Origin of the sequence: Campylobacter geochelonis, assembly GCF_013201685.1 — a bacterium.
Taxonomy (GTDB): Bacteria; Campylobacterota; Campylobacteria; order Campylobacterales; family Campylobacteraceae; genus Campylobacter_B; species Campylobacter_B geochelonis.
Genome location: NZ_CP053844.1, coordinates 630,758 through 648,027 on the forward strand (window position 1 = coordinate 630,758; position 17,270 = coordinate 648,027).

The following is a 17,270-nucleotide window of genomic DNA, read 5'->3' on the forward strand; positions in this document are numbered from 1 at the left end:
AATTTCATATTTTATGACTATTTTATATAAAAAATTATAATGAATTTGAAGCTAAATTTGGCTAAATTTAGTTACTAAAATTTATAAATTTCACTATTTTTATAAAGTAAAAAACAAAATAAATTAATCAAAACTAAAGCAAATTTTAAGTAAAATCTAAAACTTATTCTTTAGAATAAAAATTATACATAAAAAGGAAAGCAATGGCTGAGGTGAACGATAAAGTTCAAAATATCGCAGAGGAGAATTTCGAAGATTTTGAAACTCTGCTAGAGGAATCTTTCAAAAAAAGAGAAGAGAGTGTTATTACTGAAGGTGCTATAGTAGCTATTAAGGGCGATGAAATTTTTGTCGATGTAGATAGAAAAGTTGAAGGTGTTTTAAGAGCATCTGAACTTATGGATAAAGATGGCAATCTATCGGTAAAAGAGGGTGATATCATCAAAGTTGTTATCACTGGAAGTAGAAATGGCAAGCCAATGCTATCTTATGAACAAGCTTTAAAAAAGATTAAAGTTGCTGAATTTATAGAAAATTTTGATGAAAATGCTGAAAATATAATCAACGTTAAAATTAAGTCAAAAAACAGAGGCGGATATATTTGCGTAAACGATGAGGGTGCGGAGTTTTTCATGCCTAAATCTCAAAGCGCTTTAAAAGACTCAAACTCGCTTATCGGCAAAACTTACAAAGTTAAAATCATCAAAGCGGACAAAGAGAGCAATAGCATTTTAGTTTCTAGAAAAAAGATTGTAGATGAAGAGAGAAAAGTAAAAAGAGAAGCTATCGCAAATATCATTGAAAGCAACGAAATCATCGAAGGCGTTATCAAAAAAATCACAACTTATGGTATGTTTGTTGATGTTGGTGGCGTAGATGGTCTTGTTCACTACAGCGAGATAAGCTATAAAGGTCCAGCAAATCCAGGAAGTTTGTTTAGCGAGGGTGATAAAGTTCTTGTAAAAGCTATAAGTTATGATAACGAAAAAAGACACCTATCTTTATCTGTAAAAGCTGCTATGCCAGATCCTTGGCAAGAGATTACAGAAGATGGTCTTGAAGTAGGCGATACTATTAGAGTAACAGTTAGCAACATCGAGCCATATGGTGCTTTTGTTGATCTTGGAAACGATATCGAGGGCTTTTTACATATCAGCGAAATTTCGTGGGATAAAAACATTAAAAATCCAAAAGATTTCATAAGCGAAGGTCAAGAAATCGATGTTGAAATCATCGAAATTGACACAAATGAAAGACGCTTAAGAGTAAGTCTTAAAAATTTACTTGAAAAACCATTTGATGAGTTTAAAAAATCTCACAGAGTTGGTGATGTGGTAAAAGGTATAGTTACAACTATCACAAATTTTGGCGCATTTATAAAAATCGGTACTATTGAAGGTCTGCTTCACAACGAAGACTCATCTTGGGATAGAAATGCAAGATGTAAAGATATGCTAAAAACTGGCGATGAAGTTGAAGTTAAAATCATCAAAATCGATGAAGATGCACAAAAAATCTCACTAAGCAAAAAAGAGCTAGAAGATAGTCCGATTATGGAATACTCTAAAAACCAAAAAGTTGGCGATATCGTAAAAGGTAAAATTCGCGATATAAAAGACTTTGGCGTTTTTGTCGAGCTTGAAGATGGCGTTGATGCGCTTATTAGAAAAGAAGATTTAGGAAGCGTTGAAGCTGAGAGCTTAAAAGCTGGTGATGATATCGAAGCTGCTATTGATTTTATAGATAGCAAGAAAAACAGAATTCGTCTAAGCATTAAAAGATTAGCTCGTGCTAAAGAACGCGCTGTATTAAATGAGATAAACAACAGCGAAGATGATAAGATGACTTTAGGTGATCTTATAAAAGAACAACTTTCAGATAACTAAATTTAGCTAAATTTGTCGCCTCTCTAAGTGGAGAGGCTTTTTATGTATAATTTTTAAAGGTATGTTATGAGTACTATAATAGTTTGTGATGCGATTCATAAAGTAGGCTTTGATATTTTAGCAAAAGAGAGCGATGTAAAAGTAATAGATGCTTCAAAAACCCCAAAAGATGAGCTTTTAAGCATTTTACCAGAGGCTGATGTTGCGATTACTAGAAGTTCAACCGATGTAAATGAGGCGTTTTTAGATGCTGGTAAAAATCTTAAAGCTATCGTAAGAGCCGGTGTTGGGGTTGATAACGTTGATATAGATGGATGTTCAAAAAGAGGCATAGTGCTTATGAACGTGCCTGCTGCAAATACTATTGCAGCGGTTGAAATGACGATGTGCCATCTGCTAAACACGGCAAGAAAATATGTAGACTCATGCAACGATCTTAAACTAAATCGAACTTGGAAACGTGAAAAGTGGTATGGAACAGAGCTGTTTAACAAAACTTTAGGCGTTATAGGTTGTGGAAATATCGGCTCAAGAGTTACAACTAGAGCTTTGGCTTTTGGTATGAAAGTTATCACTTATGATCCATACATCGAGCCTTCAAAGGCTACAAATTTGGGTGCTAAGTACACAACAAATTTTGATGATATTTTAGCGTGCGATTTTATCACAATTCACACTCCAAAGACTACTGAAACTATCAACATGATAGATAAGCCAGAGTTAGAGAAGATGAAGGATGGCATTAGGATAGTAAACTGTGCTAGAGGTGGGCTTATAAACGAAGATGCGCTTCTTGAGGGCTTAAAAAGTGGCAAGATAGCTTATGCTGGAATTGATGTTTTCAAAAAAGAGCCAGGAACAGATCATCCTTTGCTTGATTTGCCAAATTTTACAGCAACGCCACATCTTGGCGCAAATACGCTTGAGTCTCAAAGTAACATCGCTATAGAAGCTGCTGAGCAAGCTATAAGCGCATCAAGAGGAATTTCATATCCAAATGCGCTGAATTTACCTATCAAAACAGAGGATTTACCAGATGGCGTAAAATCCTACTTAGATCTTGTATCAAAGATGTCTTATCTAGCAGCTCAGATAAATAAAGGTCCGATTAAAGCCATTAAAATCGAAGCTTCTGGCGATGTCAGCAACTACACTGACTCACTTTTAACTTTTGCTTTAGTTGGCGCTTTAAGGGATACTTTGGGCGATAGTATTAACTATGTAAATGCTAAATTTATAGCTGATGAAAAAGGTATAAAAACACAAACTTGCGATACAACGCCATCTGTTTATAAAAACAAAGTTAGCATTAAAATCATCACAGATAAAGATGTCTCATCGGTTAGTGGAACAGTATTTAACGAGAACGAGCAACGTATAATCAACATCAACGGCTACAAAACAGACTTTAAGCCAAAAGGCAAGATGATATTGTTTAAAAACAGTGATATCCCTGGAGTTATCATGAATATCAGCTCAATTTTAGCTAATGCTAACATCAACATCGCCGACTTTAGACTAGGTCGAGGCGATGATGGTTTTGCTTTGGCTGTTATATTGGTCGATGAAAATATCGATAAAGAAATTCTTGATAAACTAAACGCTCTTGATGCTTGTATCTGGGCGAAATACGCAACTATCTAAAATTTGGGCTTTTTGCCCAAATTTCTTCTAATTACTTAAATTTATAGGCTAAATTTAGCTTACGTTTTTATTGCTTTTAACATTTTTTGATATCATATGTGACTAAAGGAAAAGTTATGGTTATAGGTATAGATCTTGGTTCAAACACCATCAGAGCAGCTTTGATGAGTGATGATTATATGATTTTAAAAAGTATGGAATTTATAGTAGGTTCTGCTCGTGGGCTAAAAGAGGGCAAAAAGTTAAACGCGCTTGCAAAAGAGAGAATTTGCAAAGCATTAGAAACTATAAAAAATGAGTTTGAATTTAACAATTTCGCGCACGTTGGCGTTGCTACAGAAGCGTTTAGAATGGCAAGTGATAGTGTTGAGTTTTTTAGCCAGATTAAGACTAAATTTGGTATCAATTTTAAGATAATCGATGGTAAAAGTGAGGCTAAATTTATTGAACTTGCTGTAAAAACAAGGCTTGAAAAATTGCGTTTTAGCACTATGGATTTGCTTATCATAGATTTAGGTGGAGCAAGTACGGAAGTGGCGTTTAACGGGCATTATGAGAGTTTTAAATTTGGAATTGTCAGGTTTCATAATGAGTTTTTAACTTATGAAAATATGCAAAATCATGCAGATGAAGTTGTAAAAGATGCTAAAGAATTTATAATAAATTCAAATTCTAAAAACATCGTTTTAACTTCAGGTGTGCCAACTACGATGGTGGCTTTAAATTTAGGGCTTGATTATGCAAGTTATAACCCAAATTTGGTTAATGGGCAAAAGATTAAATTTAGCGATTTTGATAAAACGGCTAAGGAAATTCTAGCTTTAGATGATGAAGAGGCGAGCAAAAAAGTAGGTGAAAACAGGGCAGTTTATATCGTTGGGGCTACATTTTTGTTAAAATCTCTTTTAAAAGATTTTAAAGAGCACGAGTTCGTAGTCGTTGATGATGGGCTTAGAGAGGGAATTATGATTGATTATATTAATAAAACAAAGGAGAGAAAATGAGTATAAAAACACAACTTTTAGAAGATGTAAAGAGTGCGATGAAAGAAAAAGCAAACTTTAAACGAGATACGTTGCGCGTGATTTTAGCGGCTTTAAAACAAGTAGAGGTTGATGAGAGAATCGAGCTTGGAGATGATAGAATTTTATCTATTTTACAAAGTGAGATAAAAAAGAGAAATGACTCAGTAGAACAGTATACAAAAGGCGGCAGACAGGATTTAGCCGACAAGGAAAAAGAGGAAATTTTAATCATACAAAACTATTTACCAAAACAGTTAAGCGAAGATGAGCTAAATGAAAAAATATCTAAAATCATAAAGCAAACAGGAGCAACTAGCATAAAAGATCTTGGCAAAGTTATGAAAGTAGCAAAAGATGAAATCGGCGCTGCGTGCGATGGAAAACGAATCAGTCAAAGCGTAAAAAGCTTGCTTGAAAAACTAGCGTAAGAGCTGTAAATGAAAAAAATTTTATTAATTATCTTTTTTAGTGTGTTTTGTTTTGGGCTTGAAAATGATAAAAATTTAATATCAGGCGAACTTGATAATGGTTTAAAATACTATCTTTACCAAAACCAAACTCCTAAAAATAGTATAAATTTAATCCTAAATATCAAAGCCGGTTCAACAGATGAAAATGAAAATGAGCGGGGTATTGCCCATTTTGTCGAGCATATGGCGTTTAACGGCACTGATGACTTTGATAAAAACGAGCTTATAAAAGAGCTTGAAAGCCTTGGAGTTAAATTTGGAGCTGATTTAAACGCGGCAACTAGCTTTGATAGAACCTACTATACGCTAACGATAAAAAATGATGATAAAACGATAAAAAAAGCTTTGAAAGTTATATCAAATTTAGGCTTTAAAGTTAAATTTAATAAAGATGATTTAGAAGCTGAAAAGGGCGTTATCGTATCAGAAGAGAAAAGCAGGAAAAACGCCTTAACTAGGATAAGTGATCAATCACTTCCTTATTATTTTAAAGATAGCATATATGCAAAACGCCTGCCAATCGGCGATATGGACGTTGTTAGAGGTGCTACGCCAAAGCTTATGAGAGGATTTTACATAAGGTATTATCAGCCAAAAAACGCTTATTTAGCAGTGGTTGGAGACTTTAATGAGAGTAAAATGCAGGCTTTGATTAAAGAGAGTTTAAGCGATATAAAAGGGGCAAAGCCGGCAAAAAAAATAGAAAAAAATATAGGCTTTTTTAACAAACTCGTAGTCTTTAACCCAAATGATAAAGAGATAACAAACAGCCACATAAAGGTCTTTTTCGAAGCAAATGCAAGTGTAAAAAATAGCTATAAAGAGTTTGAAAATGACTATAAAGATAGTTTTATAAGTGAGCTTTTTGGACTTATGAATGATAGTAGAAGAGCTAAAAATGAGTCGCTTTTAAGCACGAATTTTTTTGCTATGAATTTGTATAACAAAAAAGAGTTAAACGGCTTTTATACAAATGTTATAAATGATGATTTTAACGCTAGTTTAAAAGATGCTTTTTCTTTAATTAAGCAAGTTAGTGAATTTGGCTTTGATAAAGGGGATTTTGAGTCTGTAAAAAGCAGCCTTTTAAGCCAAAATAAGACAAATTACGATAGAAGCAAAAGTAGAGATAATCATGTGATAATGTGGCAAATTTTATCATTTCTAAACTCACAAACAACCTTTTTAAGCCCACAAGATAGTTATGAAATGGGTAAAAAGATAATCTCAAGCATAACTTTAGAAGAGCTAAATTCATACTTTAAAAAGATTGTATCATCAAAAGGGGTTTTGGTTGAAATCGTATCAAAAGAGCCGGTTTCTATAAACAAAGATGATATTTTAAAAATCCAAAAAAATGCAACCGCTAAAAAAAGTGAAGAAAAAAAGCTTCCAACTTCGCTTTTAAGCACAAATTTAAAGGTGAAAAAACCGATAAATTCAAGCGTTGATAAGAAAAATTTAGTATATTTTTATGAGTTTGAAAATGGCGCAAAAGTTATCTTTAAACAAATCGATACTAAAAAAGACAACATAGTTTTTAACGCGGTTAAAAAAGGTGGATTTAGTAACATTGATGATCTAAAGATGGCAAATTTTGCTATAAATTTATCAAACGGCAGTGGAATTGGTAAATTTAACGACTATGAAGTTAGCAAAATCACAGCCGCACAGATGTTTAACTACTCTAAATTTATCAACAAAACCTCGCTTGGATATAGCGGAAGCAGTAGCATAAAAGACTTAGAAAACTTGCTAAAAGCACTTTATGTAGATTTTAGCTCGCCTAAAATCGATAGCACATATTTTTCTGTTTATCAAAAGCTAGCCATTGATGCACTAAAAACAAATGAGCAAAATCCAGAGTATAAATTTGCAAAAGAGTTTAACGACTTTTTTTATAAAAACAGCCAAAAGATGAAATTTGCAGATGAAAATGATATCAAAAATATGAATTTAAAAAAGCAAAGAGCGTTTTTAAATGATAATTATAAAAATGCTGGCGAGTATTATTTTATCTTTGTTGGAGATATGAAAAGTGACGATTTTATCAAAATTGCGCAAAAATATATAGGAAATTTAAAAGGCGAGAAAAAAATAGGCGAAATTTTAGATGATGGCGTAAAAAGCATAGATGGAAAGCATAAATTTAAAAGAAATTACTTGCAAGAAGATGTTTCTAAAACTACTATTTACATAAAAACCGATAAGCTTAAATTTAGTCCTAAAAACGCCATTTCGCTTGATTTAGCCACTGAAGTTTTGAATACTTTGATGAGAGAGAAAATTAGAGAAAAAGATGGTATGGTTTATGGGATTTATGCAGACTCTAAGATAGAAAAAGAGCCATTTAAAGAGAGCTTTACTCAGATAAGTTTTACAAGCGATGTAGAAAATGTAGATAAGATAGTAAAAAACGTAAAACAGCTCATAGGCTGTTTAAAGAGCGATTTTAAAGATGAAAAAGAGCTTGAAAGTATCAAAAAAATAAAACAAGTCCAACTAGAAAAAAGCTATCAAAATCCAAATTTCTGGCTTAACATGCTAACAACGAGTGCTATTTATAACGAGCATATTTTTAGTTATGATGAGTATATAAATTTAATAAATTCTGTAACTTTAAAAGATATAAAAGATATAGTAAATTTAGCGTTTGATTTGGATAACTTTATTATTTCAACGCTTGAGAAAAAGTAAATTTAGGGTCGTTTGGCCCTAAATTTAGCTTACTTAAATCTAGCATGAGTAGCAAGTAGCAAACTCAAACGCAGTAGGTCTAGCCTCATAAGGCCAAACTTGAGTTTCAAATTTAAAGTGTTGATAAGTCTTGATAAACAGCTCACTCATTACAGGTTTTAAGTATTCATTATCTCTAATAACCGCTTCAAGCGAACCACGTAAAGTGTGAGGAAGTTGCTCGATTCCTTTTTCACGGATTTCATCAAGTGTTAGCTCAAATAAATTTATATCCATTGGGCCAATTGGCTCATATTTGTTTTTAATCCCATCAATTCCAGCTAAAAGTAGCGCTGCAAAGGCTAAATATGGGCAAGCTGTACTATCGGGGAAACGCATCTCAGCTCTAACTGAGTTTTCACCACTTCCATAAGGGATTCTAATAGAAGCTGAACGATTTTGACTAGAATATGTTAAAATACTCGGCGCTTCAAAGCCTGGAATTAGGCGTTTATAGCTATTTGTGCTTGGGTTTGTAAAGGCAGCTACACTTCTAGCATGTTTTAAAACACCACCTATATACCATCTAGCCTCGTCGCTTAAATTTGCGTATTCGCCTTTTTTATAAAATGTATTTTTGCCATTTTTCCAGATTGATTGATGCACGTGCATTCCGCTTCCGTTATCGCCATATAGTGGTTTTGGCATGAAAGTTGCTGTTTTGCCATTTAAATGAGCGACCATTTTAACGACATATTTATACTTTTGAACGTTATCAGCAGCCTCAACTAAAGTGCCAAATTTAACTCCGATTTCTCCTTGACCTTGTGCTACTTCGTGATGAACGACAAAGGTTTCAAGTCCGATTTGCTCTAGTACTTGTATCATTTCAGCCCTTAAATCAACCATGCTATCTACTGGCTGGCAAGGAAAATATCCACCCTTTGCTCCTGGTCTATGACCTGTGTTATAGCCATCTTTATACTCTTTGCCACTATTCCAAGAGCCCTCTTCGCTATCTACATGATACATCGCATAGTTCATAGAATCAACTATCTTAACATCATCAAAGATAAAAAATTCATTTTCAGGGCCAAAGTAACAAGTATCCCCAATGCCAGTTTCTACAAGGAATTGTTCTGCTTTTTTAGCGATTGATCTAGGACATTTTTCATACATTTGACCTTTATAAATATCATAAACATCACATATAACAACGATTGTAACATCAGCTGTAAATGGATCTAAAAAGGCTGTTTGTACATCTGGGATAAGCATCATATCTGATTTATCTATCGGTTGCCACGCATCTATACTGCTACCATCAAATGGTATGCCTTTGTCAAAATCTTTGGCTAATCTTTTATAAGTATAAGATACGTGATGCCAAGTTCCTTTCATATCGGTAAAACGAAAATCAACAAAAGCAACCTCATTTTCATCACAAAATTTAAAAAAATCATTGATGTTTTTAACAAATTTTCCCATATATTCTCCTTTAAAAATTTCTGTTTATTTTATCATAAAATTTTTTAATTAAGTTAAAAAACCTTTAAAACCACAAGTTGTTTGCAAAATGAGCATAAAACTTCTTTTAAAGAAATTTGATATATAATGTTAGGTTAAAACAAAATTTAGGATAATGATGAAAAAAGTTGAGTTATTAAGCCCAGCAGGAAATCTTACAAAACTAAAAATCGCTTTAGAGTATGGAGCGGACGCGGTTTATGCGAGTATGGGAAATTTTTCGCTTCGCCAAAGAAGCGCTAAGGAATTTGACTTAGAAAGCTTTAGCGAAGGCGTTAAACTAACGCACGAAAAGGGTAAGAAATTTTATGCTACGGTTAATGGATTTCCTTTTAATATGCAAATTGAAGGGATTAAAAAACATATCCAAACCCTAAAAGAGCTAGAAGTCGATGCGATGATAATAGCAACTCCTGGAGTTATGGCTTTGGCTAAAGAGATTGCGCCACAGATTGAAATTCATCTTTCAACTCAAGCAAACGTTATGAACTATCTTGATGCTAAAATTTACCATCAAATGGGTGCTTCGCGTATAGTTGCAGCTCGCGAAATGAGCCTAAAAGATGCGATAAAAATCAAAGAAATGGTTCCAAATTTAGAGATTGAAATTTTTGTGCATGGTTCAATGTGTTTTGCATATAGTGGACGTTGTTTAGTCTCAGCCGTGCAAAGTGGACGGTTTTCAAACAGAGGAAGTTGTGCAAATGACTGCAGGTTTAACTATGAGTTATATGCTAAAAGCCCAGAAAATGGAGCTTTGTTTCGCTTAGAAGAAAACGAAGGCGGAACATATATAATGAACTCAAAAGATTTAAATTTAGGCACTCATATTGAAAAAATCATGCAAACAGACGCTATCGATAGCTTTAAAATCGAGGGAAGAACAAAAAGCGAGTATTATGTAGCGTGCGCAACAAGAGCTTATAGAATGGCTATTGATGATGCTATGGCTGGTAAATTTGACCCATCAAAGTATGAAAAAGAGCTAAACTCACTAGCAAATCGTGGCTTTACTGATGGATATCTTATCCACAAACCATATGAGCGAAAAAGCACACAAAGTTTGGATATACAAATGGAAGATGGAACTCATCAAGTTCACGCTATTAGCGAAGATGGCGAGGTTTTTAAGACAAAACACCGAATAGATTTAAACACACCTTATGAGATAGTTGCGCCACTAAATAGCCAAATTTGTGAAGTTGAAAACGAAATAGGGCGAGTTTATAGTCAAAATGGGCTAAATTTAATCGAATTTAAAAAGCTTACAACCAAAACAGGAAAAGAGTTTAGCGATATCCATAGTGGTAACTTAAATGAGATAATTTTGCCAGTTAAGTTGCCAAATTTTACATTTTTAAGAAAAGAAATTTAAAGGAGAAGTTATGAAAGAGTGCAAATTTGTTTCCATTATCATGGGAAGCAAGAGCGATTACGATGTGGTAAATGAAGCGGTCAAAGTCTTAGAAAAATTTGGTGTGGCGTATGAACTTATCGTTAGTTCAGCTCACAGAAGCCCAGAGCGAACGGCTAAATATATAAAAGAAGCAGAAGCTAAAGGTGCGCAAGTTTTTATCTGTGCAGCGGGCATGGCAGCGCATTTAGCTGGAGTTGTATGTTCAAAAACGCTTAAACCAGTTTTAGGAATTCCAGTTGGTGGTGGCGCTTTAAATGGCGTGGACGCGCTTTACTCAACTGTTCAAATGCCAGGCGGAATGCCAGTTGGAACTTTGGCTATCGGTAAAGCAGGAGCTAAAAATGCAGCTTATCTAGCGGTGCAAATTTTGTCTTTATCGAATTTAGAACTTGCTAGCAAACTCAAAGAAGATAGAGAAGCGATGGTAAGAGCGGTTGAGGAAGACTCAGCTAAAATTGAAGTTTTGATTAAGGGTGAGTGATGACATTTTCTCAAATTATTTTAACACTACAAAATTACTGGAGCGAGCAAGGTTGTCTTATCGTTCAACCTTATGATATGCCAGCAGGCGCTGGAACTTATCATCAAGCGACTTTTTTAAGAAGCCTTGGTAAAAAACCGTGGGCAGCAGCGTATGTTGCACCTTCTCGTCGCCCAACCGATGGAAGATATGGCGAAAATCCAAACAGGCTTGGAGCTTACTATCAGTTTCAAGCTTTAATCAAGCCAAGTCCAGATAACATCCAAGAGCTTTATCTAAAAAGTTTAGAAAGGCTCGGATTTGATTTAAGCAAACACGACATTCGTTTTGTAGAAGATAACTGGGAAAGCCCAACGCTTGGTGCGTGGGGGTTAGGTTGGGAAGTTTGGCTTGATGGCATGGAAGTTACTCAGTTTACATACTTTCAACAAGTTGGCGGAATCGCTTGCGAGCTAGTAAGCGCCGAGGTTACTTACGGGCTAGAACGCCTTGCGATGTATCTTCAAGATGTGGATAATGTCTATGATATCGTGTGGGATAAAAAAGATGGTAGAGTTGTAACTTATGGCGATGTGCATAAACAAGGCGAGTATGAGTTTTCAAAATATAACTTTGAAATCGCCGATGTGGATATGCTTTTTAACCAGTTTGAAAACTGTTTTAAAGAGTGCAAGCATATTTTAGAATATGGGCTAAGTCTTCCTGCGTATGATTACTGTATGTTAGCAGCTCACACTTTTAACGTACTTGACGCAAGAGGGGCAATTAGCGTAACGCAACGACAAGATTATATCTTAAAAATTCGCGAACTAGCAAAGAGTTGCGCGTTAGCTTATGCTAAATCTCAAGAAGAAAAATAGCGATGAAAATTCGTGAAATTTATCAAATTTTAGATCAGTTAGCACCATTTCAAGCTCAAGAAGAGTGGGATAACTCTGGACTTTTGGTTGGAAGTATGGATGATGAGTTTAAAGGCATTTATGCTAGTTTGGATTTGGATTTAAATTTAGTTAAAAACGCTAAGCCAAATTCACTTTTTATAACACATCATCCGCTGATTTTCAAGGGTTTAAAGCGTTTTGATGGAGTAAGTTACCCAACAAAACTACTTAAAGAGATGATAAAAAAAGATATAAAACTTATATCTATGCATACAAATTATGATAAATTTATATTAAATAAATTCGTAGCAAAAGAGGTTTTAGCTTATAAAATCACAAAAGTGCAAGATTTTTTAGTTTTTATGGAAGTTGATATGAGCTTTGATGAGCTTATAGCTGATATAAAGGCTAAATTTAACATAGCAAATTTACGAACAGTTAGGGTAAAAGAGCATATAAAAACCATAGCACTTTGCACTGGAAGTGGGGCAGATCTGCTTGGAAGTTTTGAGGTGGACTGCTTTTTAACAGGAGATTTAAAATATCACAGCGCACTTGAGAGTTTAGAAAATGGCATTAGTATTATAGATATAAACCACTATGAGAGCGAGCTCTTTTTTGCGGACTCTTTAGCAAAAAATTTGCAAAAAAACAAAATTGAAGTTATAATATCAAATTCAATAAATCCATTCACCTATAGTTAAGGAAAAAGCATGAACAAATATTTAGAGCAACTTGTTGAACTTTCAGAATATGATAAAAATATCGATAGTTTTATCCCAAAAATCGAGAGTATCGAGAAGAATTTAAACGCTAAAAAAGAAGAAATCGAAGCTACAAATAAAGACATAGAAAAAGTTTTAGAAGAGATAGCAGACTTAAAAAGCCAAATTTCAAACACAAACGCGCATATAGCTGAGTTTTCATCAAAAATCAAAGATACGGGCAAAAAAAGCTCATCTGTAAAAACAGAAAGAGAAGTTAAAGCTTTAAATCTTGAAGAAAACCTTGCAAAAGAGCAGTTAAACGCAGCAAATGAAGATATAGCAAGACTTGAAAAAGTAGCTTCAGTAAAAGAAGATATAAAAAAAGAGTTAAACACAAAGCTTGAAGAGTTTAAAAATGCTTTAGAAGAGATTAATAAAAGCACTCAAAAAGAGCGCGATGAAATAGAAGTGCAAAGAAACGAAATTTGTGAAAAGAAAAATGCTCTTTTAAAAGAGATGGATCAAAAAATTCTAACATTTTATGAAAAAATTCGTAAATGGGCAGGCAACACAGCAGTAGTTCCTGTTAGAAAACAAGCGTGTTATGGCTGTTTTATGTCGATAAATGACAAAACATACCTTTCAGTTATAAGAAGCGATGACATTATCACTTGTCCACATTGTGGCAGAATTCTCTACAAAGAGACAGAAGCTGAGTGATTTATAATATATTTTGCTTCATAATTTGGCTAATTTCACTTCCATTTTTAGTGATTTTAGCCTTTAAAAAAAAATATAGAAAAAGCATTCCTGCTAGATTTTTTTTATTTAAAAACCCACCATTTAAGCCTTGCGATGTTCATTTTCACGCGTGCAGTTTAGGAGAGGTAAATTCAATCATAAATTTAGCGTCCAAATTTGATAAAATCGCGCTAACTACGACAACGCAGACTGGGTTTAACAAAGCAGTAAGTTCTTATAAAGAAAGCAGGTTTTTGCCTTTTGAGCTTTTTTTGCCTTTGTGGCTTAAAAAGTCAAAAGTTTTGGTCGTTTTTGAAGCTGAACTTTGGCTAAATTTAGTAAGATATGCTAAGAAAAATGGCTCATATGTGATATTGCTAAATGCTAGAATTAGCGATAAATCTTATAAAAGATATAAAAAATTTAGCTTTTATTATAAGAAAATTTTTAACAACATCGACTTAGTTTTAGCTCAAAGTGAGCTTGATGAAGAGCGCTTAAAAGAGCTTGGAGCAAGGTGTACTAAAGTAGTTGGAAATGTAAAAAGTGCAAATTTTACCAAACCTAGCAAAAACTATGCTAAATTTAGCCAAAAGCTTATTGTTATAGCTAGCACACATGAAGGCGAAGAGGAAAAAATTTTATCAAATTTAGAGTTTAAAGATGATTTTAAAATCATCCTAGCGCCAAGGCACCCAGAAAGATTTAATCAAGTTGATGAAATTTGTAAAGAGTATACGAGTAAATTTAACATATCTTATGAGAAATTCTCATCAAATTTAGGGCTTAAATCAGACTTTATACTTCTTGATACTTTGGGCGAGCTTGTAAATTTTTATAAAATCGCCGATGTTGTAGTGCTTGGCGGAAGCTTTATAAAAGGCGTTGGCGGGCATAATCCTATAGAAATCGCACAGTTTAACACGCCTTTAATAAACGGCGAGTTTATAGATAATCAAAAGGCGCTTTTTTGCTTAGTTGAGGGTGTAAATTTTAGCAATTTATCAAATTTAAACGAGCTTTTAAATATGCATTTAAATCCAACAAACATAGTTCAAATGTGCGATATAAAAGCCATAGAAAACATAATCAAGGAAAAAATATGAGTAAAGAAAAAGCATACAAGCTTTTAGCCATTCAAGAAGGAATTTCAAACAACGAAGCGAAAGATTTAATCGATGATGGTTTGGTGTCTTTGCATGGCGAAAAGCTAAGCATAGCAAGAGGATTAGTCGATACAAAGGCTAAATTTAGTGTGCAAAAGATAGCAAAACCAGCTGTGATTTTTCAAGACGAAAACATCATGGCTATTAACAAGCCGCCATTTATCACTAGTGAGAAAATCGCTACTATGTTTAAATTTGAACTTTTAAACCGCCTTGATAAAGAGACAAGTGGCGTTTTGCTTTTGGTTAAAAATGATGAGTTTAAAGAAGAGGCGATAAAAGAGTTTAAAAAACTAAATGTTGAAAAAATCTACATCGCAGTAGTAAATGGTATAGTAAGCGAAGAGATTAGCGTAGATGAGCCTATTTTGACGATTAAAGGTAAGGGCGGCGCGATTTCTAAAATCTCACCACTTGGTAAAACTGCGCTTAGTAAAATTCATCCGATTATGGTAAGTGGCAAAAAATCTTTAGTAAAAGTTGTTATAAAAACAGGCAGAACTCACCAGATAAGAGTGCATTTAGCAAGCCTTGGATATGGGGTGATTGGCGATGAAAAGTATGGTAAAAACCGCTCAAAAAGAATGTTTTTACACGCTTATAAAACTTCGTTGCTAGGTTATGAGTTTATCGCACCTTTGGCTGATTTTAGCTTTAATGAATTTGGTTTTGAAATTTCAAAAAATATGAAATTTTAATGAGTTTTAAGCAAAATTATAGTATTATATGCCCTTTATTGAAAAAAATTGAAAGGTAGAATGTGTTTGAACAGATAAGTGAATCGTTTAGATTGGCGGTAAACAAACTTAGAATCGTAGATGATGAAAAAGCACTAAAAAACGCTTTAGATACGCTTAAAAAGGCACTTTTAAAAGCCGATGTTCATCACAAAGTTACTAAAGATTTATTGACTTTGATTGAAAGCGATGTTAAATCTAGTGGAATCGGACAAAAGCAGTTTTTAGATGCTATTAAGTCAAATTTGACTACTGTTTTAACAGCTCCTGGAAATCAAGGTTTTGTTTTTGCTAGCGTGCCGCCGACTGTGGTTTTGATGGCAGGACTTCAAGGTAGCGGTAAAACAACAACAACGGTAAAACTTGCAAACTACCTAAAACTTAGAAAGAAAAAAGTCTTAATCGCAGCTTGCGATTTACAAAGGCTTGCCGCAGTTGAGCAACTTCGACAACTTTGCGAGGCAAATGAGATAGATTTGTTTTATATAGACGGCGAAACAGATCCAATAAAAGTAGCAAAAGAATCTTTGGCTAAGGCTAAAAAAGAGCTTTATGATGTGCTTTTGGTAGATACTGCAGGTCGTTTGGCGATAGATGAAGCTTTGATGAATCAGATAAAAGATGTAAAAGATGTAACTAAACCGCACGAAATTTTCTATGTAGCAGACGCGATGAGTGGTCAAGATGGTGTTAGATCAGCAGCTAGCTTTAACGAAGCACTTGGAATAACAGGTGTGATTTTAAGTAAATTTGATGCTGATACAAAAGGTGGCGTTGCTATAGGTATCGCAAAACAGATTGAAATTCCACTTCGTTTTATAGGAACTGGTGAAAAACCTTCTGATATAGAGGGATTTATACCAGATAGAATCGTTGGGCGTATTATGGGCGAGGGCGATTTAGCGACATTGATGGAAAAAACAAGCGCTATTTTTGATGAAAAAGATGTAAAAGATATCACTAAAAAGATTAAAAAAGGTCAGTTTACATTTAACGACTTTTTAAATCAGCTTGAAACAGTTAAAAAACTTGGAAATATGAAAAATCTTATCGGTATGATTCCTGGTCTTGGAAATGTTTCAAACCAAATCAAAGATATAGATTTAGAAAACTCAAAAGAGATAATTCATATAAAAGCTATGATAAATTCAATGACTCCAAAAGAGCGTGAAAACCCAGACTTGTTAAATAACGCTAGAAAAAGGCGTTTAGCAGCTGGAGCAGGACTTTCTCAAGTTGAGGTTAATAGATTTTTAAAACAGTTCACAAATGCTTCAAAGATAGCTAAGAAATTCTCTAGCAAAGGCGGCATAAGAGGCATGGCATCGATGATGCAAAACCAAAATATCCCTAGATAAACTAGGGTTTTACTATGGGCAAATTTTGCTTATAGTAAAGCTTTATTTAATTAAAACAAGGAGTAAAAAATATGGCAACAGTTGTAAGACTAACTAGAATCGGACGAACAAAAAGACCATTTTATCGTATCGTAGTAACAGATAGTAGAAAAAGACGCGATGGTGGTTTTATCGAGACGATAGGACATTATAATCCAATGGTTGAGCCTGAAGTTATCAAATTTGATGCTGAAAGACTTGCGTATTGGAAAAGTGTAGGCGCAAAACTTAGCGATAGAGTTGCAAAAATCACTAGCAAATAATTATGGTTGAAGATTTTTTAAAACAGTATGCTATGCTTATAGCTCAATACCCAGAAAAAGTAGTCGTAGAGAAGGTAAATTTAGATCAAGACTTTGTCGAGCTTATCGTATATGCAGACAAGGCTGACACAGGCAAACTTATAGGCAAAGATGGTAAGATGATAAATGCCATAAAAACAGTTATCATCGGTTGTAAAGCCAAAGATCCGACATCTTATAGGGTAACTGTTAAAAGTATAGAAGAGAGATAAT

Annotated in this window: 16 protein-coding genes; 15 read left to right on the forward strand and 1 reads right to left on the reverse strand. The window is 34.0% G+C overall.

Translation table 11 applies throughout. From position 1 onward, the window contains the following. Positions 1 to 203: 203 nt before the first annotated feature. The 5 genes from CGEO_RS02985 to CGEO_RS03005 all read left to right on the forward strand — a co-directional run bounded on the left by CGEO_RS02985 (position 204) and on the right by CGEO_RS03005 (position 7,722). Positions 204 to 1,886, forward strand: a complete 1,683-nt coding sequence (locus tag CGEO_RS02985) for a 30S ribosomal protein S1 (protein ID WP_075494809.1) — start codon at positions 204 to 206, stop codon at positions 1,884 to 1,886. Positions 1,887 to 1,952: 66 nt separating this feature from the next. Next, positions 1,953 to 3,530 (forward strand): phosphoglycerate dehydrogenase, encoded by a 1,578-nt coding sequence (serA, locus tag CGEO_RS02990; RefSeq protein WP_075540063.1) that lies wholly within the window; start codon positions 1,953 to 1,955, stop codon positions 3,528 to 3,530. 116 nt (positions 3,531 to 3,646) lie between these two features. Further along, positions 3,647 to 4,534 carry a Ppx/GppA phosphatase family protein gene (locus tag CGEO_RS02995; RefSeq protein ID WP_075540064.1) on the forward strand — a complete coding sequence of 296 codons (888 nt, stop codon included), beginning with the start codon at positions 3,647 to 3,649 and terminating at the stop codon, positions 4,532 to 4,534. Then, positions 4,531 to 4,983, forward strand: coding sequence for a GatB/YqeY domain-containing protein (locus CGEO_RS03000; protein WP_075531878.1), 453 nt, complete (start codon positions 4,531 to 4,533; stop codon positions 4,981 to 4,983). Before CGEO_RS02995 ends, CGEO_RS03000 begins: the two co-directional genes overlap by 4 nt. Positions 4,984 to 4,992: 9 nt before the next feature. Continuing rightward, positions 4,993 to 7,722, forward strand: coding sequence for a M16 family metallopeptidase (locus tag CGEO_RS03005; RefSeq protein WP_075540065.1), 2,730 nt, complete (start codon positions 4,993 to 4,995; stop codon positions 7,720 to 7,722). A gap of 39 nt (positions 7,723 to 7,761) precedes the next feature. Here the strand turns inward: CGEO_RS03005 and glnA are convergent, their stop codons facing one another. Beyond that, a complete protein-coding gene (gene glnA / locus CGEO_RS03010; protein ID WP_075494799.1) occupies positions 7,762 to 9,189 on the reverse strand; it encodes a type I glutamate--ammonia ligase in 1,428 nt (475 codons plus the stop codon). A gap of 157 nt (positions 9,190 to 9,346) precedes the next feature. On the opposite strand from glnA, the gene CGEO_RS03015 reads away from it, so the two are divergent. The 10 genes from CGEO_RS03015 (at position 9,347) to CGEO_RS03060 (ending at position 17,269) form a co-directional block, all read left to right on the forward strand. Then, positions 9,347 to 10,603, forward strand: a complete 1,257-nt coding sequence (locus tag CGEO_RS03015) for a peptidase U32 family protein (RefSeq protein WP_075494797.1) — start codon at positions 9,347 to 9,349, stop codon at positions 10,601 to 10,603. Positions 10,604 to 10,613: 10 nt separating this feature from the next. Further along, a complete protein-coding gene (gene purE, locus CGEO_RS03020; protein ID WP_075494795.1) occupies positions 10,614 to 11,126 on the forward strand; it encodes a 5-(carboxyamino)imidazole ribonucleotide mutase in 513 nt (170 codons plus the stop codon). After that, a complete protein-coding gene (gene glyQ / locus CGEO_RS03025) occupies positions 11,126 to 11,986 on the forward strand; it encodes a glycine--tRNA ligase subunit alpha (protein ID WP_075494793.1) in 861 nt (286 codons plus the stop codon). Before purE ends, glyQ begins: the two co-directional genes overlap by 1 nt. Positions 11,987 to 11,988: 2 nt before the next feature. Then, entirely contained in the window at positions 11,989 to 12,711 is a 723-nt protein-coding gene (locus tag CGEO_RS03030) for a Nif3-like dinuclear metal center hexameric protein (RefSeq protein ID WP_075494792.1), read from the forward strand. 9 nt (positions 12,712 to 12,720) lie between these two features. Further along, positions 12,721 to 13,434 carry a zinc ribbon domain-containing protein gene (locus CGEO_RS03035; RefSeq protein ID WP_075494791.1) on the forward strand — a complete coding sequence of 238 codons (714 nt, stop codon included), beginning with the start codon at positions 12,721 to 12,723 and terminating at the stop codon, positions 13,432 to 13,434. Beyond that, the gene (gene waaA, locus CGEO_RS03040) at positions 13,431 to 14,561 is read left to right on the forward strand and encodes a lipid IV(A) 3-deoxy-D-manno-octulosonic acid transferase (RefSeq protein ID WP_075540066.1); all 1,131 of its coding nucleotides are present in this window, start codon (positions 13,431 to 13,433) and stop codon (positions 14,559 to 14,561) included. The genes CGEO_RS03035 and waaA overlap by 4 nt, the downstream gene beginning before the upstream one ends. After that, positions 14,558 to 15,319 (forward strand): pseudouridine synthase family protein, encoded by a 762-nt coding sequence (locus tag CGEO_RS03045; RefSeq protein ID WP_075494789.1) that lies wholly within the window; start codon positions 14,558 to 14,560, stop codon positions 15,317 to 15,319. Before waaA ends, CGEO_RS03045 begins: the two co-directional genes overlap by 4 nt. Positions 15,320 to 15,381: 62 nt before the next feature. Next, on the forward strand, positions 15,382 to 16,716 hold the full coding sequence (gene ffh / locus CGEO_RS03050; protein ID WP_075540067.1) for a signal recognition particle protein: 1,335 nt from the start codon (positions 15,382 to 15,384) through the stop codon (positions 16,714 to 16,716). Positions 16,717 to 16,787: 71 nt separating this feature from the next. Beyond that, positions 16,788 to 17,018 carry a 30S ribosomal protein S16 gene (gene rpsP / locus CGEO_RS03055; protein WP_075494787.1) on the forward strand — a complete coding sequence of 77 codons (231 nt, stop codon included), beginning with the start codon at positions 16,788 to 16,790 and terminating at the stop codon, positions 17,016 to 17,018. Positions 17,019 to 17,020: 2 nt separating this feature from the next. Beyond that, positions 17,021 to 17,269: a KH domain-containing protein gene (locus tag CGEO_RS03060; RefSeq protein WP_075494786.1), complete on the forward strand. Its 249-nt coding sequence runs from the start codon at positions 17,021 to 17,023 to the stop codon at positions 17,267 to 17,269. The last annotated feature ends 1 nt before the right edge of the window (position 17,270 follow it).

Bases quoted from the DNA above. Each gene is read 5' to 3' on its own strand.
- glyQ (WP_075494793.1), top strand. From the start codon at position 11,126: ATGACATTTTCTCAAATTATTTTAACACTACAAAATTACTGGAGCGAG.
- CGEO_RS03005 (WP_075540065.1), top strand. From the start codon at position 4,993: ATGAAAAAAATTTTATTAATTATCTTTTTTAGTGTGTTTTGTTTTGGG.
- purE (WP_075494795.1), top strand. From the start codon at position 10,614: ATGAAAGAGTGCAAATTTGTTTCCATTATCATGGGAAGCAAGAGCGAT.
- CGEO_RS03000 (WP_075531878.1), top strand. From the start codon at position 4,531: ATGAGTATAAAAACACAACTTTTAGAAGATGTAAAGAGTGCGATGAAA.
- rpsP (WP_075494787.1), top strand. From the start codon at position 16,788: ATGGCAACAGTTGTAAGACTAACTAGAATCGGACGAACAAAAAGACCA.
- CGEO_RS03030 (WP_075494792.1), top strand. From the start codon at position 11,989: ATGAAAATTCGTGAAATTTATCAAATTTTAGATCAGTTAGCACCATTT.
- CGEO_RS03015 (WP_075494797.1), top strand. From the start codon at position 9,347: ATGAAAAAAGTTGAGTTATTAAGCCCAGCAGGAAATCTTACAAAACTA.
- CGEO_RS02995 (WP_075540064.1), top strand. From the start codon at position 3,647: ATGGTTATAGGTATAGATCTTGGTTCAAACACCATCAGAGCAGCTTTG.
- CGEO_RS03035 (WP_075494791.1), top strand. From the start codon at position 12,721: ATGAACAAATATTTAGAGCAACTTGTTGAACTTTCAGAATATGATAAA.
- CGEO_RS03060 (WP_075494786.1), top strand. From the start codon at position 17,021: ATGGTTGAAGATTTTTTAAAACAGTATGCTATGCTTATAGCTCAATAC.
- CGEO_RS02985 (WP_075494809.1), top strand. From the start codon at position 204: ATGGCTGAGGTGAACGATAAAGTTCAAAATATCGCAGAGGAGAATTTC.
- CGEO_RS03045 (WP_075494789.1), top strand. From the start codon at position 14,558: ATGAGTAAAGAAAAAGCATACAAGCTTTTAGCCATTCAAGAAGGAATT.
- serA (WP_075540063.1), top strand. From the start codon at position 1,953: ATGAGTACTATAATAGTTTGTGATGCGATTCATAAAGTAGGCTTTGAT.
- glnA (WP_075494799.1), bottom strand. From the start codon at position 9,189: ATGGGAAAATTTGTTAAAAACATCAATGATTTTTTTAAATTTTGTGAT.